This window comes from Phenylobacterium sp. (genome assembly GCF_036563385.1).
In the GTDB taxonomy this organism is placed as follows: domain Bacteria; phylum Pseudomonadota; class Alphaproteobacteria; order Caulobacterales; family Caulobacteraceae; genus Phenylobacterium.
In genome coordinates, this window is record NZ_DATCML010000014.1 from 221,957 (window position 1) to 234,461 (window position 12,505).

Here is a 12,505-nt window from a genome sequence, read left to right on the forward strand (position 1 = left end):
GCCCCTGAAGTGAGGCGCGACGGACGGGTTGCGCCTGCGAAGGACGGATGCGGTCCATGAACGAGGCGCCGAGCGCGCCCGGCGCACAGTGGCGTGGCCGGGAAAGACCCTCAAGCGGAGATCCCGCCTGCTATGCCGCCCTCGACCTGGGCACCAACAACTGCCGCCTGCTGATCGCCACGCCGGCGGGCTCCGCATTCCGGGTGGTGGAGGCCTACTCCCGCATCGTGCGCCTGGGCGAGGGCCTCGACCAGAGCGGCCGGCTTTCCGAAGCCGCCATGGAGCGGGCGCTCGGTGCGCTGAAGGTGGCGGCCGAGAAGGTGCGCCGGCGCCGGGTGGTGCGTCTGCGCGCCATCGCAACCCAGGCCTGCCGCATGGCCGAGAACGGCCAGGCCTTCATCGACCGGGTGTTCGCCGAAACCGGCATGCGGCTGCAGATCATCAGCCCGCAGGAGGAGGCCCGCCTGTCGGTGCAGGGCTGCCAGAACCTGCTGGACCGCACCGCGGACGCGGCCCTGGTCGTTGACGTCGGCGGGGGCTCCACCGAGCTCTCCTGGGTCGACCTGCGCGACGCCCCGCCCACCGGCGTGCCGCCCATCAAGGCCTGGCTGTCGGTGCCGATCGGCGTGGTGACCCTGGCGGAGCGCTACCCGGAAGGCGAGGAGGACACCCAGGCCTGGTTCCGAAAGATGGTCGACACGGTCAAGGACCAGATCGCCGCCTTCCGCCGGGCCGATCCCATGCGCGAGGTGTTCGACGCCGACCGCGCCCACCTGGTGGGCACTTCCGGGGCGATCACCAGCCTGGCCGGCCTGCACCTGGAGCTGGATCGCTACGACCGCAGCCGGGTCGACGGCATCTGGATGACCCGCGACGAGTGCGACGCCGCCGCCGGACGTCTTCTGGCGCTCAACGCCCGGGAGCGGGCCGACCAGCCGTGCATCGGGCCCGACCGCGCGGACCTCGTCCTGGCTGGCGCCGCGATCCTGCAGGCGGTGCAGGAGCTCTGGCCCTGCAGCCGGGTGCGGGTGGCCGACCGGGGCCTGCGCGAAGGCATCCTGCTCTCCCTCATGTCCGAGCGGGGCGCACGCCGTCGCCGTCGCCGCCGCCCCCGCAGCAAGGCCGCCGCATGACCGAACCGCCCCGCAAGCGCATGGTGAAGCCGCCGACCGGCGGCCTGGAGGCCGGGCGCGCCAAGCCTGCCCGGCTCAAGACCGCCTGGAAGCGCACGCCCTCGCAGCAGGCCTGGCTGGAGCGGCAGATCAACGACCCCTTCGCCGCCAAAGCCCGCGCGCTCGGCTATCGCAGCCGCGCCGCCTTCAAGCTGGAGGAGATCGACGACCGCTTCCGGTTCCTCAAGCCGGGCTCGCGCGTGGTGGACCTGGGGCTGGCGCCTGGCGGCTGGACCCAGCTCGCCGTCCAGCGCGGGGTCACCCAGATCGTCGGCGTTGACCTTCTGCCCGTGGACCCGCTGCCACCGGCGCACATCCTGCAGATGGACTTCACCGACCCGGCTTGCGCGCCGCAGCTGATCGAGCTGCTGGGCGGGGCGCCCGACGTGGTGATGTCCGACATGGCACCCAACACCGTCGGCCACAGGCAGACCGACCACCTGCGCATCGTCGGCCTGATCGAGGCGGCCGCCGAATTCGCGCTGGAGGTGCTGAAGCCCGGCGGGACCTTCGTCGCCAAGGCCTTTCAGGGCGGCGAGACGGCGCAGCTGATTGGGGAGCTGAAGCGGCACTTCGGGGAGGTTCGCAACGTCAAGCCGAAGGCCAGCCGCGCCGACAGCTCGGAGGTCTTCATCGTCGCGACCGGCTTCAAGGGGCGCTAGGCGGCTCCGGGGTCCGGGCGCCTTCCGCCACCAGCCAGTCTTGGAAGCGCGCGAGGGGGCGGCTCACCGGACCCGGCGCGGCGAGCAGGGCGAAAGCGCTCTCGGAGCGGCGGAACCCCAGCGGCGCCACCAGTCGGCCGGCCTCCACCTCCGCCGCGCAAAGGGGCCAGGAGACGATGGCCGCGCCCAGGCCCGCAAGGGCCGCATCCATGGCGAAGTGCACGTGGGCGAAGGGTCGCTCGGGCGCGGGCGGCAGTTCGACGCCGGCCAACTCGGCCCAGATCGGCCAGCCTTCGGGATGGCTAGCCGCGGACAGGCGAGGGGCCTGCAGCGGGTCGGCGCCCCAACGCGTGGCCGCCTCAGGCGAAAGCACCAGCCCCGGGGCGTTGGGAATGAAGGGTGTGCAGTTCGGATCGGCGAGCCGGCTGGTCGGGACGATGCGGACGACGGCCTCGGCGCCGTGCTGCGACGTGGCGTGCGGCGGCAGTTCGGAGAGGTGCAGCCGGATGTCGGGGTGAGCGGCCTGGAAGGCGGCGAGCCTGGGGATCAGCCACTTCACGGAAATCGAGGCGTTGACCGCCACATGCAGGTCCTCGCCGCCCGCCTTCACGCGGCGCACGGCGGCGGCGATCTGAGCGAAGGCGGCGGTGAGCGGCGCAGCCAGGTCGCGCCCTGCGGGGGTGAGCTCCAGCCGGTTCTTGGGCCCGGTGAACAGTCGCACGCCCAGAGCCTGCTCCAGCGCCTTCACCTGCCGGCTGACGGCGGAATGGGTGACGTGCAGCTCCGTGGCCGCCAGGGTGATCCGCCCGGTGCGTGCGACGGCTTCGAAGGCCCGCAACGCGTTCAGGGAGGGAAGCACACCTGATGTAAGCTTTTCGAACATCACGCCGCAGATAAGTCGATTTCCTCAGATCGGCAATCCGGGCATAGACTTGTCATGGAAACCAAGACTCCCCCCCAAACGCTGGCGCCGGTCGACTACAATCTCACCCAGCATCAGACCTACGCCCAGGGCCGCGCTTTGCCGCCCGACGCTATCCGGCTCTACATGGCGCGCTTCGCCGCCCACCTGCCCGAGGCGCGCCCCCTGGTGGGCGTCGATCTCGGCTCCGGGACCGGCCGGTTCACGCCAGGTCTGGCGGAGGCGTTCGGCGGACCAATCTACGGCGTGGAGCCTGCCGACGGCATGCGCGAGGCTGCCGAGGCCGGCAGCGGCCATCCTGCGGTGCGTTACCTAGCCGGACGCGCGGAGGCGATCCCTCTGCCCGACGGCGTCGCGGACTTCCTGCTGATGTTCCTTTCCTACCACCACGTGGCCGACAAGCCGGCCGCGGCCCGTGAGATCGCCCGGGTCCTGCGGCCCGGCGGCCGCTTCATCCTGCGCAGCACGTTCAAGGATCGCATCCCACACCACTGGTGGCGCGACTACTTCCCGCGCAGTTGGGAGATCGAGCGGGCCATGTTCCCGAGCGAGGCCGAGGCTCAGGCTCTCTTCGGGGCTGCAGGCTTCCGAACAGTGGCGGTTGAGCACATGGAGCTCCCCTTGGACGAGGATCTCGCCGCCGCTGTCGCCCGACTGAAGCTGCGCGCGGTCTCGGTCTTCGAGCACATGACCGAGGCGGAGCTGGACGAGGGGTTCGCGCGGATGGATGCAGATCTCGCCGCGGGTACGCTCGAGGAGCGAGGGACCTACGGCGACTTCATCGTCTTCGAGCGCGCAATCGCATGATCGAACCGTTAACGGCCCTTGCCCCCGATGGGGACGCCCGCGTATACCCGCGCCGCAAAACGGAGAGTCTCATGGAGATTCGCGAAGGGCTCACCTTCGACGATGTTTTGCTCGAACCCGGCCCGTCTGACGTCATGCCAACCATGGTCGACGTCGCCACCCGGTTCACGCGAGAGATCAAGCTGAACATTCCGCTCGTGTCCGCCGCCATGGACACGGTCACCGAAAGCCGCCTGGCCATCGCCATGGCCCAGGCTGGTGGCATGGGGATCCTGCACCGCAACCTCACGGTCGAGGAGCAGGCTGACCAGGTCCGGGAGGTGAAGCGCTACGAGAGCGGCATGGTCATCAATCCGCTGACCATCACGCCCGATACGCCGCTGTCCGAGATCCGGCAGATCAAGGCGCGCCGGAAGATCTCGGGCTTCCCGGTGGTGGACGCGGCCGGGAAGCTGGTGGGCATCCTGACGAACCGCGACATGCGCTTCGAGGGCCGCGACGATGTCCCGGCCAAGGCGCTGATGACGCGGGAGAACCTCGTCACGGTGAAGGAGGGCGTGGATCCCTCCGAGGCCCGCGACCTGCTGCGCCGGCACAAGATCGAGCGGCTGATCGTGGTCGACGACGACTACCGCGCCGTCGGCCTGATCACCGTCAAGGACATGGAAAAATCCGAGGCCTACCCGAACGCCGCCAAGGACGCGCACGGCCGCCTGCTGGTGGGCGCCGCCTCCACGGTGGGTGACGCGGGCTTCGAGCGCTCCATGGCCCTGGTGGACGCCGGGGTCGACGTGGTGGTGATCGACACCGCCCACGGCCACAACGCCGATGTCGCTAAGGCGGTGGGCCGGGTGAAACGCGAGAGCAACCGCGTCCAGGTGGTCGCCGGCAACGTCGCCACCTACGACGGCGCCCGCGCTCTGATCGACGCCGGCGCCGACGCCGTGAAGGTCGGCATCGGCCCAGGCTCGATCTGCACGACCCGCATCGTGGCCGGCGTTGGCGTTCCGCAACTGACCGCCATCGCCGACGCCGTGCGCGCCGCGCGCGACTCCGACGTGCCGGTGATCGCCGACGGCGGCATCAAGTACTCGGGCGACCTCGCCAAGGCGTTGGCCATGGGCGCCTCGGTGGCCATGATGGGCTCGGTGTTCGCCGGTGTCGACGAGGCGCCGGGCGAGGTCTTCCTTTACCAGGGCCGCAGCTACAAGTCGTACCGCGGCATGGGCTCGCTGGGCGCCATGGGGCAGGGCTCCGCCGACCGCTACTTCCAGAAAGACGTGTCGGCCCTGAAGCTGGTGCCGGAAGGCATCGAGGGGCAGGTCCCGTACAAGGGTCCGATCTCCCCGATCCTGCACCAGATGGTGGGGGGCCTGCGGGCGGCCATGGGCTATGTCGGGGCGGCCACGCTCGTGGAGTTCCGCGACAGGGCGAAGTTCATCCGGATCACCGGCGCGGGCCTACGCGAAAGCCACGTCCACGACGTGATGATCACCCGCGAGGCGCCGAACTACCCGAGCCCGGTCTAGGGACGGTGAACCTGTCGTGCGCGCCGGCCGCCGTTCCCGACGGCAGCCGGGCGCGCTACTTTTTGGTGAGTTGAATGCGCGACGGCGGACGCCTTGCGGCGGCCATTGAGGTCCTGACGGAGATCGAGCAGCGGAAGCGGCCCGTCCGGCTCGCGCTCAAGGCGTGGGGCGACGCGGCCCGCTATGCGGGCGCCAAGGACCGCGCGTTCGTCTCGGGGCTGGTGCTCGACGTGCTGCGCCGCCGCCGCTCGCTGGCCTGGCGCATGGGCGAGGACACGCCGCGGGCCGCGGCGCTGGGGGCGCTGGCCTTTGAATGGGCCTGGCGGCTGGAGCGGATCGCCGAGGCCGCAGGGGACGAGCCGCACGGGCCTGGGCCGCTTAGCGAGGCTGAGCGGACCGCGCTGATGCATCCGGCGAGCCTGGACGACGCGCCGGCGCCCGTGCGTGGTGACTATCCCGACTGGCTGGACGCCCCGATGGCGCGCGCGTTCGGCGAGGACCGCGCCGCCGAGGGCCAGGCCTTGGCGGAACGGGCGCCTGTAGATGTCCGCGTCAACCTGCTGAAGACGGACCCCGAGCGGGCGCTCAAGGCGCTGCAGCCGCTCCATGCCCAGCAAGTGGAGGTCCTGCCGACGGCGCTGCGCATGCCGGCGCTTGATCCCACAACGCGGTCTGGCGCCCTGGAAGCGATCCCGCAGTTCTCCAAGGGCTGGTTCGAGGTGCAGGACCTGGGCTCCCAGCTCGCCGCCGCCGCGGCCGGGGAGGTGGCCGGCAAGCAGGTGCTCGACCTTTGCGCTGGCGGCGGCGGCAAGACCCTGGCCCTGGCCGGGACCATGGGCAATACCGGCCAGATCTACGCCTATGACAGCGATGCGCGCCGGCTGGCGGACACCGTACGGCGCGGCGAGCGGGCGGGCGTTCGCAACCTGCAGGTCCGCTCTCCGATCCAGCCCGACGCCCTGAAAGGCCTGGACGGCCGCATGGACCTGGTCTTCATCGACGCCCCCTGCACCGGCACTGGGTCCTGGCGCCGGCACCCCGACACCAAGTGGCGCCTCTCGCCCGAAGCTCTGGCCAAGCGGCAGGCCGACCAGGACCAGGTGCTTGAGGACGGCGCGCGCTTCGTGAAGCCAGGCGGCCGCATCGTTTACGTCACCTGCTCCATCCTGCCGGACGAGAACGAGGACCGGGTGGCCGCTTTCCGCGAGCGCTATCCCGAGTTCGTCGTCCGCCCAGCCAGCGACGACCCGAAGCTCGCCGCCAACCTCACCCCTGACGGCTTTTTGCGCCTATCGCCGCGCGCCTCCCAGACGGACGGCTTTTTCGTCGCCGTGCTGGAGAAACCCCGCTAACGGAGCCCCATGACCCAGACCGCCCAGATGGATCACGAGCGCGTCCTCATCGTCGACTTCGGCAGCCAGGTGACCCAGCTGATCGCCCGGCGGCTGCGCGAGAGCGGCGTCTTCTGCGAGATCCACCCCTACGACAAGGTGGATGCGGCGATGCTGGACGCCTATGGCCCGAAGGCGATCATCCTCTCGGGCGGCCCCGCCAGCGTGCACGTGGAGGCGAGCCCCCGGGCCCCGCAGCGGGTCTTCGAGATGGGCGTGCCGGTGCTGGGCATCTGCTACGGCGAGATGACCATGTGCGCTCAGCTGGGCGGGGCGGTGGAGGGCGGCCATGACCGCGAGTTCGGCCGCGCCGAGATCAAGATCCAGCGTGAGAGCCCGCTGCTGGAAGGCCTCGGCGACCTCGAGCACACCGAGACCGTCTGGATGAGCCACGGCGACAAGATCACCGCCATCCCGCAGGGCTTCGAGGTGGTCGCCACCTCGCCGGGCTCGCCCTTCGCGGTGATCGCCGACGAGGGTCGCCGCTTCTATGGGATCCAGTTCCATCCGGAGGTCGCCCACACTCCGCGCGGCGCTCTGATCCTGCGCAACTTCACGCACCGCATTGCGGGCCTGAAGGGCGACTGGACCATGGCGTCCTACCGCCAGGAGCAGATCGCCAAGATCCGCGCCCAGGTGGGCGACGCCAAGGTCATCTGCGGCCTTTCCGGTGGCGTCGACAGCTCGGTGGCGGCGGTGCTGATCCACGAAGCCATCGGCGATCAGCTGACCTGCGTGTTCGTGGACACCGGCCTGCTGCGCAAGGACGAGGCGACCCAAGTCGTCACCATGTTCCGGGACCACTACAACATCCCGCTCGTGCACGTTGATGCGTCTGATCTTTTCCTGGGTGAGCTGGCTGGCGTCACCGACCCGGAGACCAAGCGCAAGACCATCGGCCGCCTGTTCATCGAGGTGTTCGACAAGGAGAGCGCCAAGATCGAGGGCGCCGAGTTCCTGGCCCAGGGCACCCTCTACCCCGACGTGATTGAGAGCGTCTCGGCGAGCGGCGGCCCCTCCGTCGTGATCAAGAGCCACCACAACGTGGGCGGCCTGCCGGACTACATGAAGCTCAAGCTGGTGGAGCCGCTGCGCGAGCTGTTCAAGGACGAGGTGCGCGCGTTGGGCGTGGAACTCGGCCTGCCCCCGCAGTTTGTCGGCCGCCATCCGTTCCCCGGCCCAGGCCTGGCGATCCGCATCCCGGGGGAGATCACCCGCGAGAAGGTGGCGGTCCTGCAGGCGGCCGACGCCATCTACCTGGACGAGATCCGCAAGGCCGGGCTCTACGACAGCATCTGGCAAGCCTTCGCCGTCCTGCTGCCGGTGAAAACCGTGGGCGTCATGGGCGACGCCCGGACCTACGAGCACGTGCTGGCGCTACGCGCCGTCACCTCGACCGACGGCATGACCGCCGACTTCTTCGAGTTCCCCTGGGAGGTGCTGGGCCGCTGCGCCACCCGGATCATCAACGAGGTGAGGGGCGTCAACCGCGTGGTCTACGACGTGACCTCCAAGCCGCCCGGCACGATCGAGTGGGAGTGAACGCCGGCCCAGCTCGATCGGGGGACAAGCGGTCCGCGACGGCCGACTAAGGCAGGCCCGTCGCTGCGTGCGCCGCATCCCTCTGTCAGTAGGCTCGCGCATCGTGGAACAGCAGCGGCACCGTCCGCAGCATGATCTGCACGTCCCGTAGCAGCGACCATTCACGGATGTACTCGTTATCCGCGTCCACCCTGCGCGCCATGTCCTGGATCGCATGGATCTCACCGCGGAAGCCGCGCACCTGCGCCAGCCCGGTGAGACCCGGCCGCGCCTGAAAACGAAGGTGATAGTCGGGCAGCGCGGCTCCGTAGAGCTGGTCGTGAGCAAGGGCGTGCGGCCGGGGGCCGACGAGCGACATGTCTCCCTTCAGCACGTTGATGAGCTGCGGAAGCTCGTCGATGCTGCTCTTGCGCAGGAAGGCTCCGACGCGCGTGATCCTCGCATCGCCACGCGTCGCCTGTGTGATCCCCGCGCCGTCTTCCACCACCCGCATGGTCCGCAGCTTCAGGATCACGAATGTGCGCCCCTTGTAGCCGGTCCGGCGCTGCCGGAAGAAGATCGGCCGCCCAGACTCGACCCAGAGTGCCGTGGCCGCCAGCAGGAGCAACGGCGCCACGAACAGCAGCGCGACCAGCACGACGAGCGTGTCGAACCCGCGTTTGACGGTGCTCTGCCCAGCAGCAGAAGCCTGCACCTCGGCGATCTGCGCCCCTAGGACTGGCGGCGCGGCCGCGACCTCCGCCGCAACGACTGGCTTGGGAGCCCGATCACGATCGGTGGACCTGGTCCGCCAGGTGCGGGGTTCAAGCTCCGCATGACCGATCGCGGGGCGCGCCCGAGCCTGCTGAGCGTCAAGCTCGGCAACGTCGCCGTCCGTGACATCTTGCTTATTGGCCGCGTCAAGCATCGGGAGGTCCCAATTCACATTTCGTGAGACGGGAGTCCTAATCCGGATCGCTCCGCCCCAATCGGACCCATGTTAAATTCGAGCACTCCCGGGACGAGATACTTTCAGGATGTCATTCGCGGCCGCAGCTCGCCATAGCTTGACCATAGCCGCCGGGCGTTGGCGCCTTGAAAGTTGCGACTTGAAAGGTGGCGGCCGCGCTGAGGCGCGCGGCTCAAGCGCTACGATCACGCAAAACTGCGGGGGCGGCTTCGGGCTACCGCGCAGAACTCACGCGGGCTGTTCCCGGGTGAGATCGATATAGTGTTGCGCGATACGGTCGGCCACGACGCCGGATTCCCAGAGCTTCCAGGCCTTCTCACGGTTTCGGGCGCTGGTCGCCGCCGCAAGCTCGGGATTCTCCAGGTAGCGTCGGATCTCGCGCGCAACGCACGTGGCGTCCGCAGATCCGAGCAGACAACCATTGACCCCGTCTTCCACCACGTCGGTGATCCCGCCGATCGGCGTCGTGATGATCACGTCGCCGGCGGCCATCGCCTCCAGGACCGCGTTCGGCATCCCTTCCGGATGGGCTGTCGGCAGGATGAACAGGCGGGCGCGGGCGAGCAGCTCCATTTTGGTCTCGCCGCCCACGTAGCCCACGAAGTCGATGCGATCGTCGAGGCCGAGTTCGTGGGATAGGGCGCGGAGGCGCGCCATATCTGGGCCGTCGCCGGCCATCGTCAGGCGCGCGGCTGGATAGTCCGTTGCGATCTCTGCGAACGCCTGGATGGTGGCTGCACCGCCCTTGGCCGGCAGGAACCGCGACATGAAGACCAGCGCCGCCGGGTCCTTGGACGGCACGCGATCCAGGACCGGCCGTAGTTTGTCGCCTTCGAACATTGTGCTTACGACGTGGATCTTGCCCGCGGGCACGCCGTCCGCGACCAGAGCCTCCTTGAAGGTCGAAGACAGCAGCAGGACCCGATCGATGCGCTTGTGGGTCGCCAGGAACATCGTGCGCTTCCAACTGGAGCCGCGGATCGCATCAAGCGCCTTCCAATCCCAGCCGCGGTAGAAGAGCAGCACCTTCGCCTTCGGCTGCACCAGCTTGGAGAGCCACGCGAAGGCCATCTCTCGTGGGAGGGATGAGAGGTCGAGTGTCGGATTGAGGTGGACGACGTCAAAGCGCCGGCGGGCGAGCAAGGCGGCGAAGCGGACATAGTCGTGCAGCAGGCGCTTCGCCGTCTGCGCCCTGCCATGCTCCAGGTGGCGGCGGCCGTTGGCGAATCTGGACACGTCTACCCGTGATCGCATCTTCCTCCGCATGATCCGGAGGAAGTTGTTGACGCCGCCCTTGGCGCGCGCGTCGTGCGCGATGACCAGGGCGCGGAGCCGAACTTTCTGGGTCGGCGCGCCGCTGCGGGCGGCTTCCGGGCGTAGGCCTTCTGCGTTGCCGGATAGGGCCTCATGGACGCTGAAGTTCTGGGACATGCCGAAGCGCGCTCCTGATCGCGAGGGTTTCGGAAGGTGATGGGCCGGCGCCACTGACGTGGGGCGCAGACAGCGGCGGCCGGGCTGGAGGGGGCCGCCACAGGCTCGGTCGCTGCGTGCAGCGGCCGCTCGCGGATGATCGTCCGTCTAGGCTCCGCGGCCGCGCCCGGCTCGAACAAAGGACACAGGTCATCGTATGCGGCGGCGGGTCGGACGCCTCTCGAGCTGCGGGTCGGTCAGCTCCGGGCGCTGGCGGTCAGGTCGGGCGGCGGGCCTCGAGCTGAGCCGTTGGAAGTGCGCCTCGTCGGCTCGTGACGCACCACTCTCCACCCGATAGGCGGTCCAGAGTTGTCGCTCAGCCGCGGCGCGTTCCGGCGCGGAGCCAGAAGCGACCGTCGCGCCCCTGATGTCGATGAGGGCCCACGTCCAGTGGTCGTCGTGGGCCTGCAGCGCGACGCTCAGTTGGGACTCCGACGACATTGGCCACCCTCGCGCTCCACCTTTCGGATTGCGGGTGATCCCAACCCGCTTTCGCCGGCCAAGACACAACATCGGCGTAAGTAAGGCCGCGACACCGCAGCCCGCCATCCCCCGCGCCGAGTGCGGCCGCATTGCTGTGGACTGCGAAGGAGGCGCCACGGCCGGAGCTGATCTGCGTGCGGGAATCCGCCTGCGACCACCCAAGGGTTAGAAATTGGCGGAGCGCATGGCGGTACACGCGAGCGGTCCGAGGCGAGCGAGGCGCTTGAACATGCCGAGAGATCGCTTTTCCCGCCCGCAGCCGCGACGGAAGAGCGCCGGCTCAACCTCAGAAGCGGCCTCCCGTTCTGCGGGGTCTCGTCAGAGAGGCCCTGGCCGACGCTCCGGCTAGGCCCGCACATGGCAGGCAGCACCTCGCCGCCGGGCGCTCAGCGAACCTGCACGATCTTCATGCCGCTGGCGGCCAGCCCGTCGCGTGGTCCGGCCGCCGAGGACAAGGACTACCGGCCGGTGGAAGCCGAGTGGCTCGCGGGCGACGTCTATCGTGTCGTCAGCGCGCAGCCGGAGAACGAAGCCTGGGAATACCCGTCGGGCGCGACGGTCTTCGCAGTCAAACTCCATGCTGGCGACGCCGTGGTCGTCATCGTTTCGGCGGTCTCGGCTTCGAGGCCTGTCAATGAGCCCGATCCACGGGATGCGCGGCCGGAGCGTTCACAGTCAGGGCGCGGCGCGTTGCGGGAGCTGCGGGAGCAGAAGCCGAGGGCGCGCGTTCGGCCCGAGCGCCTGATCAGGCGTATCGAGGGATCACGGTTTGCGCTGATCCTCACCATGATGATGCTCATGGCGGCGGCGGCCGCCGCCTGGTTGCGGCGGGACCTGGACACGCCTTTGCAGCCGGCGGATCCGATCCGCGCCAGCGTTGTCGCCAGCTGCCTCATCCTGATCGCGCGTCTGTGTGTGGTGAGGGCTCCCCACGAGGTCCGAGCGCTGAGGACGCCCTCCGCCATCGCAGGCGCGGCTTTCGTGCTGTCCCTGCTGGTGGGGCGCTGCCAGGTCTGATCACCCGCAGCCGCCTCGCGGCGCGCGAGCCACCGGCGTGCGCTGGGAGCGGGGAGGGGGCTGCGACCGCGACGGCGAAGCGATCTCCACAGCTCTTTACCAGATGATCGAGGCCGCCTTCTCCCGCGCCGCCAAAACAGCGGCATGAACGAGCTTCGGCCTTTGCTCGCCCTTTCGGCGGCCAATCAGAACTGCGACGACCTGCTGGATGAGCCGCGCCCTGCCGCGGCGCCGCTGTCCCGGTCACCGCTCACGGCGCCTGACAAGGTGGACCTGATCGAGGCCGCTCCCTTGGAAGCGGTGCGCGCCCAGACCCTCACCCACCTGCAGCGCCTGGAAGCCGAGAGCATCCACATCATGCGCGAGGTCGTCGCCGAGGCTGAGCGCCCGGTGATGCTCTATTCGATCGGCAAGGACTCCGCCGTGATGCTGCATCTGGCGGCCAAGGCCTTCTATCCGTCCAAGCCGCCGTTCCCCCTGCTGCACGTGGACACCACCTGGAAGTTCCAGGCGATGTACGAGATGCGCGAGCGCATGGCCCGCGAGCTCGGCTTCGAGCTC

Annotated in this window: 11 protein-coding genes; 8 read left to right on the plus strand and 3 right to left on the minus strand. The window is 69.4% G+C overall.

From position 1 onward, the window contains the following. The first annotated feature begins 56 nt into the window (after window positions 1-56). Both VIL67_RS14875 and VIL67_RS14880 read left to right on the plus strand, forming a co-directional pair. Window positions 57-1,133 carry a Ppx/GppA phosphatase family protein gene (locus tag VIL67_RS14875; protein WP_332049690.1) on the plus strand — a complete coding sequence of 359 codons (1,077 nt, stop codon included), beginning with the start codon at window positions 57-59 and terminating at the stop codon, window positions 1,131-1,133. Continuing rightward, the gene (locus tag VIL67_RS14880) at window positions 1,130-1,834 is read left to right on the plus strand and encodes an RlmE family RNA methyltransferase (protein ID WP_332049691.1); all 705 of its coding nucleotides are present in this window, start codon (window positions 1,130-1,132) and stop codon (window positions 1,832-1,834) included. The genes VIL67_RS14875 and VIL67_RS14880 overlap by 4 nt, the downstream gene beginning before the upstream one ends. Here VIL67_RS14880 and VIL67_RS14885 read toward each other — a convergent pair. Beyond that, entirely contained in the window at window positions 1,821-2,693 is an 873-nt protein-coding gene (locus VIL67_RS14885; protein WP_332049692.1) for a LysR family transcriptional regulator, read from the minus strand. The genes VIL67_RS14880 and VIL67_RS14885 overlap by 14 nt on opposite strands. 78 nt (window positions 2,694-2,771) lie before the next feature. Between VIL67_RS14885 and VIL67_RS14890 the strand changes: the two genes are divergently transcribed. From VIL67_RS14890 to guaA, 4 genes are all read left to right on the plus strand, one after another. After that, window positions 2,772-3,563 (plus strand): class I SAM-dependent methyltransferase, encoded by a 792-nt coding sequence (locus tag VIL67_RS14890; protein ID WP_332049693.1) that lies wholly within the window; start codon window positions 2,772-2,774, stop codon window positions 3,561-3,563. 71 nt (window positions 3,564-3,634) lie between these two features. Continuing rightward, a complete protein-coding gene (guaB, locus tag VIL67_RS14895; protein ID WP_332049694.1) occupies window positions 3,635-5,092 on the plus strand; it encodes an IMP dehydrogenase in 1,458 nt (485 codons plus the stop codon). 74 nt (window positions 5,093-5,166) lie between these two features. Further along, entirely contained in the window at window positions 5,167-6,444 is a 1,278-nt protein-coding gene (locus VIL67_RS14900) for an RsmB/NOP family class I SAM-dependent RNA methyltransferase (protein ID WP_332049695.1), read from the plus strand. A 9-nt stretch (window positions 6,445-6,453) separates the two neighbouring features. Continuing rightward, entirely contained in the window at window positions 6,454-8,025 is a 1,572-nt protein-coding gene (guaA, locus tag VIL67_RS14905; protein WP_414696215.1) for a glutamine-hydrolyzing GMP synthase, read from the plus strand. An 85-nt stretch (window positions 8,026-8,110) separates the two neighbouring features. Here guaA and VIL67_RS14910 read toward each other — a convergent pair whose 3' ends face one another. Further along, window positions 8,111-8,932, minus strand: coding sequence for a sugar transferase (locus tag VIL67_RS14910; protein WP_332049696.1), 822 nt, complete (start codon window positions 8,930-8,932; stop codon window positions 8,111-8,113). A gap of 270 nt (window positions 8,933-9,202) precedes the next feature. Beyond that, complete coding sequence (locus tag VIL67_RS14915; protein ID WP_332049697.1) at window positions 9,203-10,459, minus strand: glycosyltransferase family 4 protein; 1,257 nt, start codon at window positions 10,457-10,459, stop codon at window positions 9,203-9,205. 825 nt (window positions 10,460-11,284) lie between these two features. Here VIL67_RS14915 and VIL67_RS14920 point away from each other — a divergent pair. Together VIL67_RS14920 and VIL67_RS14925 are read left to right on the plus strand one after the other, a co-directional pair. After that, a complete protein-coding gene (locus tag VIL67_RS14920) occupies window positions 11,285-11,944 on the plus strand; it encodes a hypothetical protein (protein ID WP_332049698.1) in 660 nt (219 codons plus the stop codon). Window positions 11,945-12,088: 144 nt separating this feature from the next. After that, a partial coding sequence (locus VIL67_RS14925; RefSeq protein ID WP_332049699.1) for a phosphoadenosine phosphosulfate reductase domain-containing protein occupies window positions 12,089-12,505 on the plus strand: 417 nt, incomplete at its 3' end.

Coding starts and splice junctions, on each gene's coding strand:
- guaA (WP_414696215.1), top strand. CDS start 6,454: ATGACCCAGACCGCCCAGATGGATCACGAGCGCGTCCTCATCGTCGAC.
- VIL67_RS14875 (WP_332049690.1), top strand. CDS start 57: ATGAACGAGGCGCCGAGCGCGCCCGGCGCACAGTGGCGTGGCCGGGAA.
- VIL67_RS14880 (WP_332049691.1), top strand. CDS start 1,130: ATGACCGAACCGCCCCGCAAGCGCATGGTGAAGCCGCCGACCGGCGGC.
- VIL67_RS14890 (WP_332049693.1), top strand. CDS start 2,772: ATGGAAACCAAGACTCCCCCCCAAACGCTGGCGCCGGTCGACTACAAT.
- VIL67_RS14920 (WP_332049698.1), top strand. CDS start 11,285: ATGGCAGGCAGCACCTCGCCGCCGGGCGCTCAGCGAACCTGCACGATC.
- guaB (WP_332049694.1), top strand. CDS start 3,635: ATGGAGATTCGCGAAGGGCTCACCTTCGACGATGTTTTGCTCGAACCC.
- VIL67_RS14910 (WP_332049696.1), bottom strand. CDS start 8,932: ATGCTTGACGCGGCCAATAAGCAAGATGTCACGGACGGCGACGTTGCC.
- VIL67_RS14900 (WP_332049695.1), top strand. CDS start 5,167: ATGCGCGACGGCGGACGCCTTGCGGCGGCCATTGAGGTCCTGACGGAG.